Origin of the sequence: Leyella stercorea, from assembly GCF_021531355.1 — a bacterium.
In the GTDB taxonomy this organism is placed as follows: domain Bacteria; phylum Bacteroidota; class Bacteroidia; order Bacteroidales; family Bacteroidaceae; genus Prevotella.
Genome location: NZ_JADYTS010000027.1, coordinates 1 through 21,545 on the forward strand (window position 1 = coordinate 1; position 21,545 = coordinate 21,545).

Below are 21,545 nucleotides of genomic sequence, written 5' to 3' on the forward strand. Positions count from 1 at the left end.
TTGTTGATATCGACTTCTTCCTCTACAGACTATCAATGATCTTTGGGTAAACACAGGGTTTTACGGGTGAGCCGATATTGCCCGTCTTATTTGGGACCGTTATTATGAGATTTCCATCAAGAACCTTGTGGATGCCATCCACAATTCTGAGGACAAGGCTAATCTGAATGCCGCTCTTCGCATCCATCGTGTCTATCTCACGGCAGTCTTGGCAGATATCTACGGTGACGTGCCTTGTTCGGAGGCTGGTCTGGGTTATATCTCAGGTATCTCCACCCCTAAATATGATACCGTAGAGGAACTCTACAGCTGGTTCTTTGAGGAACTTGACGCTTGCGAGAAGCAGCTTGGCACAGGTACCGACCGCATTTCTGGCGATGTAACCAGTCTTGGTGGCGATGTGGCTAAATGGAAGAAGTATGCCAACTCTCTCCGTATGCGCTATGCCATGCGCATTTCCGATGTTAATCCACAGAAGGCAAAGGAGGAGTTTGAGAAGGCTGTGGCTGCTGGTGCTATCGCCAGTGCAGCCGATGATGCTTATATCAAGTATGCTGATTCTCCATTTACCTATTATGATGGAGCCAACGACTATGATTTCCGTACCAATGCCTTGGGAGAGATACTCTATGGTCAGGATGCTATATCTCCTACATTCGTATGCTCTACCTTGTTCTATCAGATGCAGAATACTGACGACCCTCGTCTCTATCGCATCTGTCGCCACTATTACAACATCAAGCGTAGTCAGGTGAAGCCAGACAAGGAGCAGAACATCGACTTGACCGATGAGGTGTTGGCTTACTTCCAGCGTCAAGGTATTGGTGAGGAGCCTTGTAATCCTGGTGCTGCTTGGTATAGCGACTGGATGAACGTGCCTAAGGTATCAGAATTTCCTACTCTCGCTAAGTTGGCTGAGCAGGATGCTAACAATTATGACAACTCAGATTGTCTTGCACGTACGATGCGTCCATGCTTGAACATCGACTTTGAGATGCCTTCTTGCCCTGGTATTCTTATTACCTCTGCCGAGGTGAAATTCCTCATGGCCGAGGCTAAGACCAAGGGTTGGAATGTAAGTGGTGACGCTGAGACTCTCTATGAGGAAGGTGTTCGTGCTTCTATGGAGATGCTTAACAACTATTATCTCACGTCCAACAAGATTTCTGAGGATGAGATCAATGAGTTCATTGCCAACAACAAATTGGGTGACAATCCTAAGGCGACCATCAACACCCAGGCATGGATTCTCCACATGATGAACCCATCAGAGGGTTGGGCTAACTTGCGTCGCTCCGACTATCCTGCTATCCTGGACAGAAGCCGATTAGGCATCTTTACCAATGGTTTCACTTATACCGATTCTAACATGGCTATGCCTACTCGCTTGCGTTATCCAGAGTTGGAAGGTCAGTATAACAGCGTCAACTATAAGGCTGCCATCGAGCGTATGGGTGGTACTGATGATTGGCACAAGAAGCTTTGGTGGGATAAGGCTAACGTCAACCTTCAGCCAGAATTCGCTCCAGCTAATGGTAAAGGATACATTAAGTAATTAAGAATTTAGAATGAACAATTAAGAATTGGCTAACGCCATAACTATTAATAATTATCAAGATGAAAAAGATAATGAACCAATATAAAGGTAATGTCTTGAAGGCAATGATGATGCTTTTCGCTATGAGCTTTGCGCTCGCAGGCTCTGCTACACTGTCTTCTTGTTCCTCTGACGACGATCCTTTCTTCACCGTATCAGAAGATGACAATCCTCGTATCTTGAACACCGACTTGGCTGACCAGAAGTTGGATCGCAAGACCAAATTGAACTTGGAAATTAAAGTCACTCCGGTTCACTACACCACAGTGACATGGTTGCTCGACGGCACTCAGATTGCCGAAGGTACCACCATCGACCAGACTTTGCCTATAGGTAATCATGAACTGAAGATTGTGGCAACCACCACCAAGGGCAAGAGCACATCCCGCACCTTGAACGTTACCGTGACTCCTGCCGCTGATGACCCAGCCTTGGGTACCAATGCTTTAGAACTTTGGGTAGCTCCAGGTGCTGAGACCACTATCCATAATTGCAAGAATCTCGGTACAGTTGCTAAAGTAATGGTAGGTGGCAAGGAAGTAGCCTTCGAGGTTCTCGAAGAGGGCACAGCCTTGAAGCTCACAGCTCCTACAGGTTTGGAGAATGGTGACTATGATATCACTTTGGTAGATGGTGAGGGCAACCAGTTCCCTTGCGGTACCATCAAGGTAACCACCGAGGCTCGTCCATCTATGGAGAATACCCTCTGGGAAGGTGAGTTTGCCGTGACATGGGGTACACCATTCGATGCCTTGAAGGACACCTTCCTCTCAAAGGTGAAGGCTGGCACCATCCTCCGTGTCTATGTAGATGGAAAGGGCCAGGGTACTGCTGCCACTTCTTGGTGGAACAACATCCTTACCGGTAAGGGCGAACCGGACCGTGGCGACATCATGGTGGATGGACCTGCTAAATGGGAGTTTGAACTGACCGACTTGTCTATCCAACTCTTGACAGAGCAGAATGGTTTCCTCCTCGTGGGTGATGGTTATACCGTAAAGAAAGTAACGATCGAATAAAATATTAGAATTTATGAAGAAATTATTATTATCTATTTCAATGTTGGCATTGGCTTATACAGCCAGTGCTAATGTTCCGGTCATCAAGAGCGACCCTAAGATAGAGGCTCAGGTAGAACAAACCCTGAAGAAACTCACCTTGGAGGAAAAGATAGGTCAGATGATGGAATTGGTGACCGACCTCTTTGGTGCCAACGACAAGAACGGTGTGTTCTATATCGACGAGCACAAGACCGATTCTATCCTTTCTCGCTATAAGATTGGCTCTATCCTCAACGCTCCTAACACTTGTGCGCCAACCGCCAAGCAGTGGGAGAAGTATATCTCTCAGATTCAGAAGATTTCGATGAAGCGCATCGGCATCCCTTGTGTCTTCGGTCTTGATCAGAACCACGGTTCTACTTATACACAAGACGGAACCCTCTTCCCGCAGAACATCAATGTGGCTGCCACCTTCAATCGTGAGATTGCTCGCCGTTCGGCTGAGGCTACTGCTTATGAGACTCGTGCCGTGAGCGTGCCTTGGACTTACAGTCCTACCGTTGACCTCGGTCGTGATGCCCGTTGGCCTCGTATTTGGGAAAACTTTGGTGAGGATTGTTATCTCAGTTCAGAGATGGGCAAGGCGATGGTCTATGGTTTCCAGGGCGAGGACCCGAACAACATCGACCAGTATCACATCGCCACTTCAATGAAGCACTTCATGGGCTATGGCGTGCCTTGGACTGGCAAAGACCGTACGCCAGCCTATATCTCTCCTGCCGACTTGCGAGAGAAGCACTTCGCTCCTTTCCTGGCGGGTCTGCAGGCTGGAGCCTTGACCGTGATGGTGAATTCCGCTTCCGTCAACGGTTTGCCGATGCATGCCAACAAGGAAATCCTGACAGGATGGCTGAAGGAAGAGACTGGATGGGATGGTGTGTTGGTAACCGACTGGGCAGACATCAACAATCTCTATACTCGCGAGATGATAGCTAAGGATAAGAAAGATGCACTACGTATTGCCATCAATGCCGGTATCGACATGATTATGGAACCTTATTCTTGCGATGCTTGTGGCTACCTTATCGAATTGGTGAAAGAAGGCAAAATTCCGATGAGTCGCATCGATGATGCCTGCCGTCGTGTGCTTCGCATGAAGTACCGTCTCGACCTTTTCAAGAACCCAACCCAGAAACTGAAGAATTATCCTAAGTTTGGTGGCGAGGAGCTTGCAAAGCTCGTATTAGAGGGAGCTACCGAGAGTATGGTGCTCCTGAAGAACGAGGATAGTATCCTTCCTTTGCAGCATGGCAAGAAGATTCTCCTCACGGGTCCTAATGCCAATCAGATGCGCTGCCTGGACGGTGGATGGAGCTATACTTGGCAGGGCCATCGTACCGATGAGTTTGCCGGCAAGTACAACACCATCTATGAGGCTTTCTGCAATCAGTATGGCAAGGAGAATGTGATTCTTAATCAGGGCGTTACCTATAATGAGACTGGAAAATACTGGGAAGAGAACGAACCTCAGATTCAGGGCGCAGTTGATGCAGCAAAGAATGTTGATGTCATCGTTGCCTGCATCGGTGAGAACTCTTACACAGAGACTCCGGGCAACCTGACCGACCTCTGGCTTTCTGAGAACCAGCGCAATCTTGTGAAGGAACTCGCCAAGACCGGCAAGCCTGTCATCTTGGTATTGAATGAAGGTCGCCCTCGTCTCATCGCCGACATCGAACCATTGGCACAGGGCATCATCGACATCCTTATCCCTGGCAACATGGGTGGCGATGCTTTGGCTAATCTGGTTTCCGGCAAATCAAACTTCAGCGGCAAGATGCCTTATACTTATCCGAAGGAAATCAATTCTCTTGCTAACTACGATTTCAAGAAGAGCGAGGAAGTTGGTACAATGGAGGGTGCTTATGACTACAATGCGAAGATTACTCAGCAGTGGGGCTTCGGACATGGTTTGAGTTACACCTCTTATCAATATAGCAACCTGAAGGTTTCTCAGTCTGACTTCCGCCACGGCGACATCATCAAGGTGAGCGTGGATGTGAAGAATACGGGCAAGGTTGCGGGCAAAGAGAGCGTTCTTCTGTTCAGCAGCGACCTTATTGCCAGCATGGTTCCTGATGGCCGACGCCTCCGTGCTTTCGATAAAATAGAGCTTCAGCCGGGCGAAACAAAGACTGTAACCTTCAATTTGAATGCCGATGATCTTGCTTTCGTAGGTTATGATGGCAAGTGGGTATTGGAGGAAGGCGATTTCAAACTGATGATTGCCGACCAGAGTGCCGATATCCATTGTGATAAAACTTATCAGTGGCAATCGGCTAACCGATAACCCAATCATGTAAATAGTAAAGTGAGTTTATAAAGGAGTGTACCCATTTTGTGGTGCACTCCTTTTGATGATATTTGTAGTCTTGTCTAAGCCATTTATGCCTTATTCAAAGCTTATGTGTTGGCATCTCCTTTCCACAACCCATGCAGGTTGCAATACTCGCGAGCCGATACCTCTTTGGCATCTGTTAGGAAGATTACCTCTGGCTTCTCGCCTGGCTTTAGCTCATGGCGAAGTACATCGGTAGGAGTGAGCAACTCTATCCATTGGATATAATGCTCTGGGAGCATCGGATGCTCTATGCTTCCCACCTTTACACGATAGCCGCCCTCGATAGGTTCTATAACGGGCACATGCTTCTCCTTTGCCGCATCCGTGGTGTTCTCCTTCATCAGTTTCATGGGCTGACCGCAGCAACTGAGCATGGCTCCAGGATTCACTACCTCTACCACGTTGCCACAAACCGTGCAACGGTAGATTTCTCTTGTCTTAGTCATAATCGTTCCTCCGAAAATTTAGAAAATTAAATGATGTCTTTATTCTTTGATGAATGTAAATATACTCATTTTCTGCGAGTTACACAAACTTTAGAGCCTTTTTTTATTCCAAAATAAAGTTAAATCTACACCTTAGACCGAGGGTTGAGTCGATTACAGATGACAATGTGGCGTCAAATTGCTCCATAACCCGAAAATATTTCTCCAAAAGGAGTGTGTTTCTCAAGTTTTATTTCTATCTTTGCTATGTCTATCGTCAGATTCTCTTGTTTGTTTTGCAACACTAAGATAAGTGAAAAATCTGAAATGGCAAAAAATAATTTTTATACTATTATGAACATTTGTATTTTTGTTGGTGCACGTCCCAACTTTATAAAGGTGGCTCCCATTCTTCGTGCAATGGATGCAGCTGGAGTAGACCACAGCCTTGTGTATGCAGGACGTGAAGACGATCCTACACTTGAGGCATCATTGTTTGACGATTTGCAGATGTCGCGCCCTGATGTCTATCTTGGCGTAGACTGCGAGAATCTTAATGAGCTTACAGGACAGGTGATGTCGGCATTCGAGCGCTATTTGCAAGAGAATAAGACAGATACTGTAATTGTAGTAGACGACCTTGCGTCTACAATGGCTGCGGCTATTGTAACCAAGAAGCAGGGCATACGTTTGGCTCATCTTGTGGCTGGCACACGCTCGTTCGATATCAACATGCCTAAGGAGATAAACCGACTCGTGATAGATGGACTGTCTGACCTTCTATTTACAGCAGGTATAGGTGGCAGCAGCGCCGCTACTCGTGAGGGAGCAGAATCATCTAAGATCTATCAGGTGGGCAACATACTGATGGACACATTGCGCTTTAATCATCAACGCTTTGTTCGTCCTGCCGTTATGGACGAATTGCAGTTGACCGAGAACAACTATATCGTTTTCACCCTAAACCGTAAGGCTCTTATTGTCCAAACCGATGAGTTGCGCTCGCTATTGCTAAGCATGATGTCGCATGCTGGCGACATTCCGGTTGTGGCACCGCTACGCAAGTTGGCTGCCGAAGCTGTACAGAAGATTGTCAATGAAAATCCTCTGCTCTTTAACGGACTGCACATCGTTAATCCGCTCGGCTATCTGGAGTTCGGCTATCTCACAGCCAATGCTCTCGGCATTGTTACCGATTCGGGCAACGTGGCTGAAGAGGCAACGTTCAATACCGTGCCTTGCATCACGCTCAATAGCTACACCGAGCATATAGAGACAGTAAAGACAGGCTCTAATGTGCTTGTAGGCGAAGACCCTGTACTGCTTGGCGAGGAAATGACTCGTATGGTAAATGGAGAATGGAAGCATTGCGGCATTCCAGAACGATGGGACGGACGTTCGGCTGAGCGAATCGTGCAGACGTTGGTGGAGTAGAAGGCACAAGCCCTACCCCCAGCCCCTCCCCCGTAGGGAGGGGAGTGGTATGATTTGAGTATGCTTTTTAAAATATTTGCTTATGAACAACAACAGATCCATTTTATGCTCTGCGTTGATAGCATTGAGCATTGTAGTCCTTGGTTTCTGTATCAAGGGCGGTATTGACAATTTTGCCAATAAAGACCGCAAAGTTGCTGTGAAGGGATTGGCTGAGAAGGAGGTTGACGCCGATAAGGTGACGTGGCCTATTGTGTCGAAGGAGATAGGTAATGAGTTGCCCGAGCTTTATACGCGTCTTGGCAACACCCAGTCGAAAATCAAGCATTTCCTTATTGCCAACGGCATCAAGGCTGAGGAAATAAGCGTTAACGCCCCGAAGGTTATCGACCAGACTGCCGACCAATACAGCGACAACCGTCGCACCTATCGTTACAATATTACGTCGGTCATCACCGTTACATCGCGCAATGTGAAGCTTGTGCGTTCTATTATTGCACGTCAGGGCGAATTGCTTAAGGAGGGTGTGGCAATTGTTGACGGCGGTTGGGACAATCCCGTCAAGTACGAGTTTGTCTCGTTCCGCGACATGAAGCCTAAGATGATGGAGGAGGCAATAGCTAATGCTGAGAAGACAGCCGAGCAGTTTGCCAAGAACTCTAAGAGCAATCTCAACAAGATTGTATCGGCCGACCAGGGACAGTTTTCTATTGAGGACCGCGACCAGAACACTCCATATATCAAGAAAGTAAGAGTAGTAACTACAATAGTCTATTCGTTGAAGGATTAGTATGCAACCACGACATAGAGACAATTACGAATTTCTCACCCAGGCACCCGTATCACGTGTCATCCTCACGATGGCAGTGCCTACAATTGTCTCTATGCTTGTGACATGTTTTTATGTCATAGTCGATACCTACTTCGTCGGTCAGCTCAACACACAGTCGACTGCCGCAGTAGGTATCGTCTTTCCTTTGATGTCGCTTATTCAAGCCATAGGATCTTTCTTCGGACATGGCAGTGGTGCCTATATGTCGCGCGAACTTGGAGCACGTCGCACCGACAATGCCTCGTCGATGGCCACTACTGGATTGGTTTATGCTTTGCTGACAGGCATTGTGATTGCCGTTGTCGCGCTGTTGTTTCTGCGTCCCCTTTCATTGGTGCTTGGCAGCACCCCTACCAGTCTTCCTTTCACCGAGCAATATATGGCTATCATATTGCTTGGCGCTCCTTTTCAGATAGCCTCATTCACACTCAACAGCCAGTTGCGCATGCAGGGCAATGCCCGTTATGCAATGTGGGGCATTATCAGCGGAGCCTTGCTCAATGTGGTTCTCGACCCCATCTTGATATTCGGCTGTGGTCTTCAGCTGCGTGGCGCTGCTATTGCCACCGTCATCGGACAGATAGTTAGTGTTGCTGTATTGCTTGCAATGTGCCATTTTCGTGCTACTGCCGGAGTGCGTCTTCGTCCACGATTCTTCTCTCTGCATTGGCATTATGTGCGTGAGATAGTATATGGCGGTTCGCCTTCGTTGTCGCGACAGGGATTGGCAAGCATTTCCGTTGTTCTTCTTAATGTTGCAGCAGCCGGTTATGGCGATGCTGCTGTTGCTGCCATGTCTATTGTAAGTCGTGTCACAATGTTTGTCATGGCAGTCATTGTAGGTCTCGGACAGGGATTCCAACCATTCTGTGGTTATTGTTATGGAGCTGCCCTATACAACCGTTTGCGCCATGGCTTTTGGTTTACTGTGCGTGTGGGCTTCATCTTTCTGTTGTTCTTTTCGGCAGTATTTTTTTGCTTTGCCGAACAGACCATAGCTGTTTTTCGTGACGACGCTATCGTAATAGCTGTTGGCAGTACGGCTCTGCGTTGGCATCTTGCTGTCTATCCGCTCAACGCTTACATTATGGCAGGCAACATGATGCTTCAGACCACGCGTCGTCCCCTACGTGCCAATGTGCTTTCGTCGGCTCGCAGAGGTCTTGTATTTATTCCCTTTATCCTTATTCTGCCCCATCTCTTCGGACTTATGGGCATTGCCATGTGTCAGGCGGTGTGCGATGTTGTCACGTTTATCATTGCTATTCCAATAGTGCGTAGTGCATTTCGTGAGATGACATAAAAATTGAATAACGTTGCAATTATGGTAAAATAAGTTTAAAATCGTAAGTATTCAGATTGGAAAACTTGCAAATGTCAAAAATAATCGCTATATTTGCAATATCTTAAAAACTAAAAAAGGGTGAAGTCTCACATCTCCAGTATTAATCTAAAATGGCCGACAATGAGACATAGGCCAGAATGGGAGGATGGCATTATGAGAACAACAAAGAGAGTGTATGATTTTGAATCATTTGAACTCGACAATATCTACAACGAAGAAGACGATCGTCAGTTTCGTGTGGATCGTATAGATTCATCCATTTGGTATAATTAATCAAGTCGCAATGATTGATTGACTATGTACAAATCATCTTTAGAACATTTCCCAAAGAGAACGAGTAATCCACACCCCGCAAGCACTCGCCCTCTTTGGGGATTTTTTTCCTAATTCTTAACGCATCTTGCAAACACCCTGTAAGACCTCATCCGGCGGTCGAATTCGTTTTCTGTAACTATCACAGTGTACTTGTTCTGCGGATAGCGTTGTATGATGCCGTTGATTTTCATTGCCAGCGTTTCAGCCATGTTTCCGTCGATGCAGGCAAACAGATGGGCAATATTGAACACAACGAGCCGCGACGGCGGACTTTTCTTGTCTGCTTCATCATCGAGCATCAGACTTTCTACAGCCTCGTCGAGGCTGCTCGTAAATCGTTGCTCAACGTTAGCCCAATACTTTTCGTTATGCTCATGCTCGCAAAGCCTACGCTCGTCAAACAGCCGTTCGCCCATACGTAGCATTTCTTCCGACGTGTCCACACCTACATATTCTATCTTATTCATTTCTGCTGCAAAGCGCTGGGCGAAGGCAATGCCGTAAGTAGCCGGACCGCAACCTATGTCTATCATTACGACTTGCTTGCCACAACTCTCAGCCATCTTCATTATGCTCTGATGCTTTTTGCGCCACACGCACTCGGCTTCCTTCAAGTATTGTGGCATGTAGTATTGGCAATACATACGTACTTGGTCTTTGGCAGAAACTATTACAGCCTTGTCTGCCTGTCGGTTGTATGCAGTCTGAGGAGTGTCAAACTCCAGTCTGCCGTAGTTGATGATTGTCTTTTCGAAATCCTCGCCCAGTTGCAGCAGTCCGTTGCTTGCCGTTGTTTCCTTAAGCTCTTCTACCTTGAATTCGCCTTTGCAATACTCGGTAGGTGGAATGTCGAAGAAGCAGTCCTTCTCCTTCAGATACATCAACAGTTTGTAGAATGTGAAGTTCTCCATCAGAATGTCGGTATTGCCCACCATGAGCAGTTGCAGTCGGGCACGTGTCATGGCTACATTCAGTTTGCGGTCAATCACCATTCCGTCTTCCACGAACACGTTATTGGTGAGGAAGTTGAGCTGATTGTATTGCTGCACAGTGAATCCGTAGATTATGTAGTCGCGCTGACTGCCCTGGTATCTCTCCACCGTGTCGATAGTTATGTTGTGCAGTACGTCGATGCCATGCTGGTCGATGGCGCTGCGCACAGTAGCAATCTGGTTGCGGTAGGGCACGATTACTCCTACGGTCTGGTTCTCGTCAAACCATTCCTTGGTCTGTCTGTAAATCTCGACTACCGTGGCAGCAATCATTTCCGCTTCCACCTGATTGGTCTTCACCGAAGCCGAAGTCCTTGGCTTTGGAGCCGATACAAACGCCACACGTCGCATACTCAGCAGTTGTGCTATTCCGTTGGTAGAATTCGACGGACTATATGGTAACGTCTGATGTTGCAGCGGCACCACTTCAAGGCGGTTGCCGTAGAAGGCATAGTTGGCAAACTCGGCTATAGTCTGGTGCATACGTCCCTGGCGTGTGAGCATGTAGACGTAGCGAGGGTCGTATCCCTCATCGGTCTTGAATTGCGTCAGCAACCGTTCGAATAGCGACCGTCGGCAATCTGTGAGATTGATGTCGTGCAGCAAGGGTTCGTCAACCTTTGACTCCTCTTGCGTCTGTTGCACAACGGCAGGCAACTGCTTGTGGTCGCCTATCAGCACGAAGCGTTCTATGGCGTTTCTGCCTCCCGACTTGGCGCTGAGCAGACCAATCAGATGTGGCTCCAAAATCTGCGACGACTCGTCGATAATAGCCAGGTCGAAGTGCTTTATCTTAAAAAGGTGGATGTTGGCGTTCAATGCTGCCGTTGTAGCACAGAACACCCTCATTCCGTCTACCACCTCCTTCACCTCTTTGCCCGTTCGGCATAGCTCCACTCTGTGGCTGAGCAGGTGGTCGTGGAAAGCCTCGTCGCAGTTCAGCTCCGAACCGATGCGTATGAAGTCGATGTTGCTCTCCACCAGTTTCGAGCACATCTCGTCCACCGCGCGGTTGGTGTACGACAGCAACACTATGTTCGAATGCTCGTCGGTGAGTTCCTCCTTCAGTATGTTGAGTAGTCCGAACGAAGTCTTTCCAGTTCCCGGAGGACCGATAACCAGGAATATGTCGCGCGACTGCTTGGCTCTTTCCACCAGAGTGTTAAACCTTCCGTATTCGCCACGCATGTGTGTGTGTTCGTCTACGGTAGGCGTGCGTTGGCTCAGTATCAAGTCGCGGCGCTCCTTGTTTGTCGACAGAAAACTGTGCAGACCGCTGTACAGAGCGCGTGCCGACGATTCGAACATGTCGTGCTCTATAGCCCAACGAGTGTCTTCGGGCGCATCAAACACCTGCTTGTCGGTCTGCGAATTGCGCAGCACCACCTCAACGCCCTTTGTCGTAATCTCCTTTATCGAAGCGCGGTTCACCATTTGGGCGCAGGCGTTGGGTACGTTGCCCTCTCGGTATGGATAGACTATTACGATGTCGCCCTTGCGGAAGTTGGACGTGTCGGCAGTCTGTTCCATGTCAAACTTCAGCTTCAGACTCTCCACCATACCGTCGGCAGAGAGTCCGAACTCCTCAATCGTCATTTCCTCATATATATTGCCTGCCGCCCGCTTGTCCTCAAGAGTGTCGAGCCAGATGGCTGCAAATCCGCTGTCGTCCTTGGTCTTGTTGCCCACCTTGGCAAGCAGATGTTCGCGTTCCACGAATTTTAGGAATCGGAAGTAGTATGTCCGTTCCAGTTCTGTAGCCTCATGTATTGGGCGCAGTATGTTTTCCAGTTCGGGTCGTGTCCATTCATCCCACAGCCGTCCGGTCACTCCCTTGCGGTTGAGTTTGTCGGCTGTCAGATTGCGCAGTATGCTTATGCCCATATTGCCTGGTGTCAGATCTGTCCACGTGAGCAGATTGCGCATACGTATTGCGCGCAGCGTCAGTTCCGGAAGATTGGCAATCGACACCAGTCCCTCGGCATATTTTGAATAGAGCAGCATAAAGTGGCGCAGCTGGTCGGAGTGTTTCTTGAACTCGTAGTTGAACAGCGCACGGTAGAGCGACAACTGTACAAGATGCTTCTCTTGTGGTACAGGTCGGTTGGGGTTGTATTCGGGAGATGTATAAGGCACAAATTCGCCCTTGCCCGACTTCTGCTCTATTATCGTCGTGCGACCGTCCTTTTGGTGAAGCAAGTCGAGACGGCCCTGAATGCCGAGTACGTCGCTGAAGAAGGTAGGCTCCAGTACCACCGCCTTCGGGTCGTACTCGTCCACCTCCTTGGGCAGGTCGTTGCCTATGAGTTTCTGTATGTTCTGTTTCTGTTGGCGTGCGTCCTGGTAGAACTTCTGCACCGTAGCCTGGTCGTTCATGTCGTCGCACGATGTCAGGCTTATGGTGTTGGTCTTGAAGAATTCCATAACGCCCTCGCCGAACGGTACGTTACGGTTGTGTACCGTGTCGTCCAGGAAACGTCCAGCAAGATTACCGAGATGGATGTGCACCGTGTTGGCTTGCGGTTTCAGTCGGTTCACCATGTTCACGTATGGCGACTCGGCGTATGTTTCAAAGCACGACGCAATTGTCGTGATGTCTATCAGATAGTCGGGTTCGTAAATGATGAGTTCGGGCATGCATACATCCTCTTCCATGCGGATGCGCACGAGGTTGAGCTGTGTGTCAACCGACAGAATTTGTTTCAGATAAGTCCAGTCGCCCTTCCCTCCCAGCGTCAGATAACGGTTTTGGTTTCCATAGCAGATCTTAAGTTCCGAAGCGTTCTGTTCTTCTGTGGCGTAAATGTAGTCGTCGTCCCACGATCGTACGATGCAGCGCAGCAGGTTTATGTCGAATTTGCTCCAACGTCCCTTGCGGTCCTTCTTGGGCAGCAGCCTGTTGAGCGACTGCGGTATAGCCGTAACGCCACACACATAGCTCACCAGCAGGGCTGTCGACTTGATGTTGTATGCCAGCGACTGCTCCAGTTCTTCGTTGCTCATGCTGTGCATAGCGTTCAGCTCCTTGCGCGTGTCGTGTATCAGCATGGCCGTTTCGGTAGGTATGTCGTGTTGCTTCGTCAGATAGTCGAGCTTGGCAAACATGCCGATAAAGTTGATGCTGTTGTGGGCAATGCCTTGGTTTACCACGCGTTTGAATATGTCGCGCAGTATGGCGTATTTCTCGCGTATGGTGAAGTCGGCTGTGCACACGTCCTCCAATTGGTCGTAAAACGACATGGCGCAGTCGGCGGTATATGCTATGTTTTCGTTATTGTTGTTATGTTCCATTCCGTTTGCAAAGGTAGTGCAAACCTAAGACAAGTCAAAATCCATAAGTCTGTTTTTCCAAATCTTATAATCTTTCTCCTTAAATCTGTAACACCTTATATAATAAAAAGCAGTAACTTTGCACCTATGGAAAAGAAGATATTACCCGTAATGGGAATGGCATGTGCCGGATGCAGCGCCAATGTAGAGCGCAAGCTTAAGGCTATGGACGGAATAAAGAGTGTGTCGGTGTCGCTGCCGGGACGCACGGCAATGGTAGAATACGACGAGCGTGTGGTAACGCCCGCAGATATGAAACGCGTCATTGACGGTGCCGGCTATCTGCTTATTATCGACGATGATACACGTGTAGACGCGCTGGAACGCAATGCCTACCGACATCTGAAGCGACGTATGATACTGTCGTGGCTGTTGGCGCTGCTCACCATGTCGGTGTCGATGGGGTGGGTGAGTGTAGGCTCGAACGATGCTGCCAACCAGGTGCTTCTCATCATTGCCTTATTAAATATGGTGTATTGCGGACGCCAGTTCTACGCCAATGCTTGGCGTCAGTTCGTATATCGTTCGGCCAATATGGACACGCTTGTGGCGCTGTCTACCCTCATCTCGTTCGGCTTCAGCGTATTTAATACTTTTTGGGGCGAACAGTTTTGGGGCTCGCGTGGCATAACGTGGCACACCTATTATGATGCGTCGGTGATGATTGTCACCTTCGTGCTCACAGGCCGCTGTCTTGAACAACGTGCCAAGCGGTCAACAGCTTCTGCCATACGTTTGCTCATGGGACTCGTGCCCAAGCTGGCACACGTGGTTGTAGATGACGAAGTACACGATGTGCCGCTTTCTACTGTTGCCACACGCGACATTGTCGAGGTGCGACCGGGAGAGAAGATACCCGTCGACGGAACAGTAAGCACAGGTGAGGGTTATGTCGACGAATCGATGATAACGGGCGAACCGGTGCCCGTGCTAAAGCAGTCGGGCTGTCGTCTTTTGGCTGGCACGATAGTAAGCGAAGGCACTCTGCGTTTCCGTGCCGAGCAGGTAGGCCAGCAGACGGTGCTTGCAGGAATAATACGTATGGTACAGGAGGCGCAAGGCTCGAAGGCTCCCGTGCAGCGTTTTGTCGACCGTGCAGCCCTTGTCTTTGTGCCTTGTGTGCTTGGCGTTTCGATGCTTACCTTCGTGCTGTGGCTTGCCATAGGCGGAGCGGCAGTACTGCCCCAAGCCGTTCTGTCTGCCGTGTCGGTATTGGTCATAGCCTGTCCGTGTGCCATGGGACTCGCTACGCCTACTGCCTTGATGGTTGGCATAGGCAAGGCGGCTCAAAAGGGCATTTTGGTTAAGGATGCTACAGCCGTTGAGCAGCTCTGTCGTGTCGATGCACTCGTCATAGACAAGACCGGAACGCTTACAATTCCCAATAGCAATGTCGATTTCCGTTCGGCAGCCGACATTCCTCTTGAGAATCGCGAGCAGCTGAAGCCCCATGCTGCCGAGGCAATAGCCATGCTTAAGGCACGTGGCATAGAGGTATGGATGATGAGTGGCGACAAGGAGGAGGCTGCCGCTTATTGGGCTAAGAAGGCTGGAATAGCCCATTGGCAGAGCCAGTGTCTGCCGCAGGATAAGGAGAACATTGTGCGTCGTCTGCAAGACGAAGGTCGTCGTGTGGCAATGGTTGGCGACGGCATCAACGACTCGCAGGCTCTTGCCCTTGCCGATGTCAGCATTGCTATGGGCCGTGGCACCGATGTGGCAATGGACGTTGCGCAAGTGACGCTTATGGGCGACGACCTGCGTCGCATAGCCGATGCCTGTCAGTTGTCGCACCATACGGTAGGCATGATACGACAGAATCTGTTTTGGGCGTTCGTCTACAACATTGTCTGCATCCCCTTGGCTGCCGGATTGCCGCATGTCTTCGGCGTTGATTTCCAGATAACGCCAATGTGGGCAAGTGCACTTATGGCAATGTCGAGCGTAAGTGTTGTGATGAATAGTCTAAGGTTGAAGTACAAGAAATAGAATGAATGAGACAGTAGTAACCGTTGTTTATCTGCTTGGTATCCAACGGTTCTCAACCGACACTTCAATGCTCATATTGTTGTTGAAGTTGTAGCGAACGGTTGCACCGATGCGGTCGCCGAAGTTGCAGATGTCGTAAGGCGAATATGAAGGCATTCCGTAGAAGTTGCGGCTGAAGCCTCCTAATGTTCCGTAGCCTGCGGGACCGTATCCGTAGTAGCCGCCGTAGGGACTGAAACGCAGACGGTTGGAAATGTTGTTGGTTATTGTTTTCTGTCCGTAGACGTAAGCCTCCCAATGCTCGTTGAATCGATAGCCCATTACGGCCTGCACTCCTGCGTCACGCCAGTTGTCGCCAGCAAAGTTGACATTGTTGAGATAACCGCCCACGGCTATCGACAACTTGTCGTTGACAGGCATGGCGTACATCAATGCTATGTCCTGCTGAAATCCGGCACCGTGATGGGCACCTTTGCCAAACTGTGCAAACACTGAGGCTCCGAGCTGCACGTTGAGTCCACGATGAAGAGCCCAACTATTCCATCCGCTGAAGTACATAGGATAGCGTGCTATGGCTTCGGGCTGACCGTAGCGGTTGATGCGCGGCAGGTGTAGCGAGTCTTGATGAATATCGTTGGTGATAGGGGCTGACTGTTCGGCTGCCTCAGCTTCACGCCATTGGCGCGAGTGTCCGCCATAGCGTGTGGGCATGATGCGCTGCAAGGCAGAGTCGTCAAACTTGGCGGATGGGGTAGTGCTGCCCGTGTTGACTTCCTGAGCTACAGATGTTGATGCCATAGCCAAGAAGAGCGCCACGATGGCAAGCACTCTGTTGATTTTTATGGTGCGTGATATTGTCATTGCTAAGTGTTGCTTTATTCTTTGTTTGCCACAAATTTACGTATAAAGCGTGTAAAATATTGGTGTTTTCATACACTTTAACGATATTTTCCTTAATATTATTGAGAGTTATCCGTGATAAGTGCTACCTTTGAAGGCACATAACGTAAACCTAATTATAACATACGCTAAACAACAATGAATATATTCAAAGCTTTATTCGGCAGCAAGAGTAAGCCGACAGAAGAGGTAAAGAAGGACGTGACACGTGATTTCAACGTGCTGAAGTATGACGGTGTGCGAGCTTTGCGCGAACGCCAGTTCGACTATGCCATCCAGTGTCTGTTGAAGGCCATTGATATGAATGGTGCTGATTTGGAGTGTCGCGACTATCTGTCGCAGGCTTTTATTGCCACCGACAATCTGTCGCAGGCTTACGAACAGTTGCAGAAGATGGCTGAAGAGTGTCCTGATAATATAGCAGTTTTGTTGCGCATGGCTGATGTGGCGTATATGATGGAGAACTATACGGCTATGGCTGATGTGTGCGAGAAGGCTTTGATGCTCGATGGCAACAACGTACAGGTGTATTTCTTCTATGCCAGAGCGTGCTGCGGACATGGCGACTTGACCAATGCCGTGGTTATGCTGAGCAAAGCGTTGCTGCTGAACGCTGACTTTGATGCTGCACGATTGCTGCGTGGTGAATTGCTTCTGGAGAGTGGCGATGTGGAAGAAGCTGCCGAGGATGCCGATGCCTTGTGTGCTCGCATTGAGGGCAATGAGGATGTGCTGATGCTCAAGGCGCGTGTGGAGAAGGCCATGGGACATATGGATGAGGCTGAAAAGGCGTATGGCAAGGTGATTGACGCCAATCCGTTCTCTATCGATGCTTACAGAGAACGTAGCGAGGTGCGCAAGGCGTTGGGCGACGATGAAGGTGCCAATGCCGACGAGGCTGCTGCCAATGAGATGCAGCAGGAGCCCCCGCAGCCTAACGAAGGCATTGAGCAGAATATAAAGAAGAAAATGCAGCAAATGGACCCGTATAAGGTTTTTAATAACGAGTAAAGCAAAAGCCCCAGAAAGCCCCACCCCCGGTCCCTCCCCCGTAGGGAGGGGAGCGGTATGCTTGGCTGCTTGTCTCTTGTCAACTATATAATAATAAGGTGTAATCTTATATAATGTTCCACTTTTTGTGGATTTGTAAGGAAAAGAGCATTTTTATTGACATTTTATCGCTAAAAATTTGTACGAAACAAATATTTGTTTTACATTTGCACAAAACAAAAATAGAACCAAGTTATGAATAACGTATTTGCATACATTTATCGATTTTACTTTTACTTTACAAGAAATTGTGAAGCGGTAAGTCGTGTGCAAATTTAGACTTAGGTTAGAGTGTATAAATAATAAACAATATACGAACCCCGCTTCACATAAACGTGAAAGCGGGGTTTTTTAATTTAATACAATGAAGAGAATAGCTATACAGGGCTTCCACGGCTCTTTTCACGACATCGCCGCCCATCAGTACTTCAAAGGCGAGCAGATACAGCTGATTTGCTGTGCCACCTTCGAGCAGGTGTACGAGAATATGCGACGCGACCCTACCGTGATAGGCATGACGGCGATAGAGAATACTATAGCAGGAAGTTTGCTGCACAACTATCAGTTGCTGCGCGATTCGGGTGCTACTGTGGTGGGCGAGCATAAGCTTCACATCGAGCATTGCATCTGCTGTCTGCCCGACGACGACTGGTCTACGGTTACTGAGGTGCACTCTCATCCGGTGGCGCTGGCACAATGCAACGCTTTCCTTGCCAATCATCCCGACATAAAGGCGGTTGAGGCAGAGGACACGGCGGGTTCGGCAGAGTACATAGCCAAATACAAGTGCAAGGGATGGGCTGCTATCTGCAACGCCTCGGCTGCAAAACTCTACGGACTGAAGGTGCTGCAAGACCAGATACAGGACAACAAGCATAACTACACAAGGTTTCTGGTGGTAGCCAATCCCAACAAGGCCGACTTCCTCCGACCGCTTGAGAAGGCCAACAAGTCGAGCATCGTATTTCATGTGGCTCACGAGGAAGGCTCGCTGTCGAAGGTGCTGACAATTCTCTCGTTCTATGGCATCAACCTTACGAAGATACAGTCGTTGCCAGTCATCGGTTGTGAATGGGAATATCTGTTCTATGTCGACCTGACGTTCGACAATCTGACACGCTATCGCCAGAGCATCGATGCAATAATTCCGCTGACACGATCGCTCAGGATACTTGGAGAATACGAAGCGTGCTAAGCACGCAATTAGGAATGATGAATGAGGAATGTTGAATGAGGAATGGTCGGCGAAGCCGATGAAGAATTATTCAATGAAGAATTAATAAATTCCACACTCCACATTCCACACTCCACACTCCACATTGCGGCTCTGCCGCAACCAATTCAACATTTAACATTCAACACTCAACATTATGAAAATACAACCCGCCGACCGACTTTCGTTGGTTCAAGAATATTACTTCTCGCGCAAGCTCAAAGAGGTTGCCAAACTGAATGCTGAGGGACAGGACATCATCTCCCTCGCTATAGGATCGCCCGACATGCCACCGTCGAAGCAGACTATCGACAAACTATGTGAGGTGGCATCAAAGCCCGAGGCGCATGGCTATCAGCCCACAATGGGTACGCCGGAGCTGCGTGAGGCAATGGCGGGATTCTACAAGCGCTGGTATGGTGTCGACGTTGACCCGAAGACCGAGGTGCAACCGCTCATAGGTTCGAAGGAAGGCATTCTGCATGTGACGCTGGCCTTTGTCAATCCAGGCGAACAGGTGCTGGTGCCCAATCCCGGTTATCCTACATACACGTCGTTGAGCAAGATTCTCGGTGCCGAGATTGTCAACTACAATCTGCGTGAGGACAACGGATGGCAGCCCGACTTTGACGAACTGGAGAAGATGGACCTCTCGCGTGTCAGACTGATGTGGACCAACTATCCTAATATGCCTACCGGTGGCAACGCTCGTCGCGAAACTTACGAACGGCTCGTTGCCTTCGCCAAGAAGCACAACATCGTGGTGGTCAATGACAATCCCTACTCGTTCATCCTTAACGACAATCCGATGTCGCTGCTGCAGGTGCCAGGTGCAAAGGACTGCTGCATTGAGTTCAACTCGATGTCGAAGAGCCATAACATGCCGGGTTGGCGTGTGGGAATGTGCGTATCAAACCCCACTTTCATATCATGGATATTGAAGATAAAGAGCAACATCGACTCGGGCACATTCCGTGGAATACAGCTCGCAGCTGCCGAGGCTTACAACACCAATTCGCCCGAATGGCACCGTGAGGCTAACATCACCACCTACCGTCGCCGCCGCGACATAGCCGAGCAGATAATGACCGAACTCGGATGTACGTTCGATCCTAATCAGGTGGGAATGTTCCTTTGGGGAAAGATTCCAGAGAAGTATAAGGATTGCGAGGAACTTACCGAGCGTGTGCTGCACGAGGCACGGGTGTTCATCACTCCGGGATTTATCTTCGGAAGCAACGGACAGCGATACATACGAATCAGTCTGTGCGCCAAGGACGAGAAAATCAAGGAGGCGCTGGAGAGAGTGAAGGGAATGAAATAGAAAGCCCTACCCCCAGCCCCTCCCCCGTAGGGAGGGGAGTGATGTGCACAGCTAATAAAAAAATAGAGAGTATAAAGAAATAAGATAATAAGAAATACAATAATAACAAAATAAGCCTTACATACTACTCCCCTCCCTACGGGGGAGGGGTAAGGGGGTAGGGCTTCTAAACGATTACGACTATGGATTTAGAATTACAGCCATTAAACTTACCGAGTGACAACCCACGCCCATTCGTAATTGCCGGACCGTGTTCGGCTGAGACCGAAGAGCAAGTAATGACAACTGCACAGCAGCTCAAGAAGCTTGGATGCAAGATGTTCCGTGCCGGTATATGGAAACCGCGTACCAAACCGGGTGGCTTCGAGGGCAACGGCGAGATGGCTTTGCCTTGGATGAAGCAGGTGAAGGAAGAGACAGGCATGCTCACAGCTACTGAGGTGGCAACTCCTGAGCACGTGGAACTGGCTCTGAAGTATGGCATCGACATATTGTGGGTAGGAGCGCGCACATCTGCCAACCCGTTCGCCATGCAGGCACTTGCCGACAGCCTTAAGGGTGTTGACGTTCCGGTGTTCGTGAAGAACCCAGTCAATCCCGACCTTGAACTGTGGATTGGTGCTATGGAGCGTATCAATCAGGCTGGCGTAAAGCGTATGGCTGCCATCCATCGTGGTTTCTCAAGCTTCGACAAGAAGATTTACCGCAACCTGCCTATGTGGCAAATTCCAATCGAGTTGCGCCGCCGCATTCCCGACCTGCCTATCATCTGCGACCCGAGCCATATTGGCGGTCGACGTGAACTGATTGCTCCGCTCTGCCAGCAGGCTATGGACCTTGGCTTCGACGGACTTATGGTAGAGAGCCATTGCTCGCCCGACAACGCATGGAGCGACGCCAAGCAGCAGGTTACTCCCGATGTGCTCGACTACATTCTCGGACTGCTCGTAGTGCGTTCGGAGACTGTCACCACTGAGGGCATTCACGAATTGCGTAAGCAGATTGACGAACTCGACAACAGCTTGATGGAACTTCTTGCCAAGCGTATGCGCGTGTGCCGCGAGATTGGCCAGTACAAGAAGGAGCACAATATGACTATTCTTCAGACCGTACGCTACAACGAGATTCTCGACAAGCGTGGAGCACAGGGCTCGCTCTGTGGTATGGACTCGGAGTTTGTCAAGGAAATCTTCGAGCACATACACGAGGAGTCGGTAAGACAGCAGATGGAGATAATTAATCAAAAGTAAAAAGCGCTTCGCGAATTTTGAATTTTGAGTTTTGAATTTTGAATTATTCTCGGCTTCGCCTGCGATTTTGAATTTATGAGTTATGAATTCTCAATTCAGAAGTCGTCATTGGTGAGCAATTCAAAACTCAGAATTCAAAAACTCAAA

14 protein-coding genes are annotated in these 21,545 nt (G+C 49.1%); 11 read left to right on the top strand and 3 right to left on the bottom strand.

Going from position 1 to position 21,545, the window contains the following annotated elements:
* The first annotated feature begins 88 nt into the window (after positions 1 to 88).
* From I6E38_RS15445 to I6E38_RS07455, 3 genes are all read left to right on the top strand, one after another.
* Positions 89 to 1,555: a SusD/RagB family nutrient-binding outer membrane lipoprotein gene (locus tag I6E38_RS15445; protein WP_369681301.1), complete on the top strand. Its 1,467-nt coding sequence runs from the start codon at positions 89 to 91 to the stop codon at positions 1,553 to 1,555.
* A gap of 62 nt (positions 1,556 to 1,617) precedes the next feature.
* Positions 1,618 to 2,616, top strand: a complete 999-nt coding sequence (locus I6E38_RS07450; RefSeq protein ID WP_235393373.1) for a hypothetical protein — start codon at positions 1,618 to 1,620, stop codon at positions 2,614 to 2,616.
* A 13-nt stretch (positions 2,617 to 2,629) separates the two neighbouring features.
* Positions 2,630 to 4,948 carry a glycoside hydrolase family 3 N-terminal domain-containing protein gene (locus I6E38_RS07455; protein ID WP_235393374.1) on the top strand — a complete coding sequence of 773 codons (2,319 nt, stop codon included), beginning with the start codon at positions 2,630 to 2,632 and terminating at the stop codon, positions 4,946 to 4,948.
* 113 nt (positions 4,949 to 5,061) lie between these two features.
* Here the strand turns inward: I6E38_RS07455 and I6E38_RS07460 are convergent, their stop codons facing one another.
* Entirely contained in the window at positions 5,062 to 5,445 is a 384-nt protein-coding gene (locus tag I6E38_RS07460) for a desulfoferrodoxin (RefSeq protein ID WP_235393375.1), read from the bottom strand.
* Positions 5,446 to 5,778: 333 nt separating this feature from the next.
* Here I6E38_RS07460 and I6E38_RS07465 point away from each other — a divergent pair, with 333 nt between their 5' ends.
* The 3 genes from I6E38_RS07465 (at position 5,779) to I6E38_RS07475 (ending at position 8,993) form a co-directional block, all read left to right on the top strand.
* On the top strand, positions 5,779 to 6,858 hold the full coding sequence (locus I6E38_RS07465) for a UDP-N-acetyl glucosamine 2-epimerase (RefSeq protein ID WP_235393376.1): 1,080 nt from the start codon (positions 5,779 to 5,781) through the stop codon (positions 6,856 to 6,858).
* Positions 6,859 to 6,940: 82 nt separating this feature from the next.
* Complete coding sequence (locus I6E38_RS07470) at positions 6,941 to 7,648, top strand: SIMPL domain-containing protein (protein ID WP_235393377.1); 708 nt, start codon at positions 6,941 to 6,943, stop codon at positions 7,646 to 7,648.
* A gap of 1 nt (position 7,649) precedes the next feature.
* Positions 7,650 to 8,993: an MATE family efflux transporter gene (locus tag I6E38_RS07475; RefSeq protein WP_235393378.1), complete on the top strand. Its 1,344-nt coding sequence runs from the start codon at positions 7,650 to 7,652 to the stop codon at positions 8,991 to 8,993.
* 425 nt (positions 8,994 to 9,418) lie between these two features.
* Here the strand turns inward: I6E38_RS07475 and I6E38_RS07480 are convergent, their stop codons facing one another.
* Positions 9,419 to 13,633, bottom strand: a complete 4,215-nt coding sequence (locus I6E38_RS07480) for an AAA domain-containing protein (protein ID WP_235393379.1) — start codon at positions 13,631 to 13,633, stop codon at positions 9,419 to 9,421.
* A gap of 126 nt (positions 13,634 to 13,759) precedes the next feature.
* Here I6E38_RS07480 and I6E38_RS07485 point away from each other — a divergent pair, with 126 nt between their 5' ends.
* Positions 13,760 to 15,661, top strand: a complete 1,902-nt coding sequence (locus I6E38_RS07485; protein ID WP_235393380.1) for a heavy metal translocating P-type ATPase — start codon at positions 13,760 to 13,762, stop codon at positions 15,659 to 15,661.
* A gap of 27 nt (positions 15,662 to 15,688) precedes the next feature.
* Here I6E38_RS07485 and I6E38_RS07490 read toward each other — a convergent pair whose 3' ends face one another.
* Positions 15,689 to 16,522 (bottom strand): hypothetical protein, encoded by an 834-nt coding sequence (locus I6E38_RS07490; protein WP_235393381.1) that lies wholly within the window; start codon positions 16,520 to 16,522, stop codon positions 15,689 to 15,691.
* A gap of 177 nt (positions 16,523 to 16,699) precedes the next feature.
* On the opposite strand from I6E38_RS07490, the gene I6E38_RS07495 reads away from it, so the two are divergent.
* From I6E38_RS07495 to I6E38_RS07510, 4 genes are all read left to right on the top strand, one after another.
* Complete coding sequence (locus I6E38_RS07495) at positions 16,700 to 17,572, top strand: tetratricopeptide repeat protein (RefSeq protein ID WP_235393382.1); 873 nt, start codon at positions 16,700 to 16,702, stop codon at positions 17,570 to 17,572.
* A gap of 403 nt (positions 17,573 to 17,975) precedes the next feature.
* Positions 17,976 to 18,806 (top strand): prephenate dehydratase, encoded by an 831-nt coding sequence (locus I6E38_RS07500; RefSeq protein ID WP_235393383.1) that lies wholly within the window; start codon positions 17,976 to 17,978, stop codon positions 18,804 to 18,806.
* A gap of 175 nt (positions 18,807 to 18,981) precedes the next feature.
* Positions 18,982 to 20,148, top strand: coding sequence for a pyridoxal phosphate-dependent aminotransferase (locus I6E38_RS07505; RefSeq protein ID WP_235393384.1), 1,167 nt, complete (start codon positions 18,982 to 18,984; stop codon positions 20,146 to 20,148).
* Between the two features lie 182 nt (positions 20,149 to 20,330).
* Positions 20,331 to 21,398 carry a bifunctional 3-deoxy-7-phosphoheptulonate synthase/chorismate mutase type II gene (locus I6E38_RS07510; RefSeq protein WP_235393385.1) on the top strand — a complete coding sequence of 356 codons (1,068 nt, stop codon included), beginning with the start codon at positions 20,331 to 20,333 and terminating at the stop codon, positions 21,396 to 21,398.
* The last annotated feature ends 147 nt before the right edge of the window (positions 21,399 to 21,545 follow it).

Bases quoted from the DNA above. Each gene is read 5' to 3' on its own strand.
- I6E38_RS07450 (WP_235393373.1), top strand. From the start codon at position 1,618: ATGAAAAAGATAATGAACCAATATAAAGGTAATGTCTTGAAGGCAATG.
- I6E38_RS07455 (WP_235393374.1), top strand. From the start codon at position 2,630: ATGAAGAAATTATTATTATCTATTTCAATGTTGGCATTGGCTTATACA.
- I6E38_RS07460 (WP_235393375.1), bottom strand. From the start codon at position 5,445: ATGACTAAGACAAGAGAAATCTACCGTTGCACGGTTTGTGGCAACGTG.
- I6E38_RS07465 (WP_235393376.1), top strand. From the start codon at position 5,779: ATGAACATTTGTATTTTTGTTGGTGCACGTCCCAACTTTATAAAGGTG.
- I6E38_RS07470 (WP_235393377.1), top strand. From the start codon at position 6,941: ATGAACAACAACAGATCCATTTTATGCTCTGCGTTGATAGCATTGAGC.
- I6E38_RS07475 (WP_235393378.1), top strand. From the start codon at position 7,650: ATGCAACCACGACATAGAGACAATTACGAATTTCTCACCCAGGCACCC.
- I6E38_RS07480 (WP_235393379.1), bottom strand. From the start codon at position 13,633: ATGGAACATAACAACAATAACGAAAACATAGCATATACCGCCGACTGC.
- I6E38_RS07485 (WP_235393380.1), top strand. From the start codon at position 13,760: ATGGAAAAGAAGATATTACCCGTAATGGGAATGGCATGTGCCGGATGC.
- I6E38_RS07490 (WP_235393381.1), bottom strand. From the start codon at position 16,522: ATGACAATATCACGCACCATAAAAATCAACAGAGTGCTTGCCATCGTG.
- I6E38_RS07495 (WP_235393382.1), top strand. From the start codon at position 16,700: ATGAATATATTCAAAGCTTTATTCGGCAGCAAGAGTAAGCCGACAGAA.
- I6E38_RS07500 (WP_235393383.1), top strand. From the start codon at position 17,976: ATGAAGAGAATAGCTATACAGGGCTTCCACGGCTCTTTTCACGACATC.
- I6E38_RS07505 (WP_235393384.1), top strand. From the start codon at position 18,982: ATGAAAATACAACCCGCCGACCGACTTTCGTTGGTTCAAGAATATTAC.
- I6E38_RS07510 (WP_235393385.1), top strand. From the start codon at position 20,331: ATGGATTTAGAATTACAGCCATTAAACTTACCGAGTGACAACCCACGC.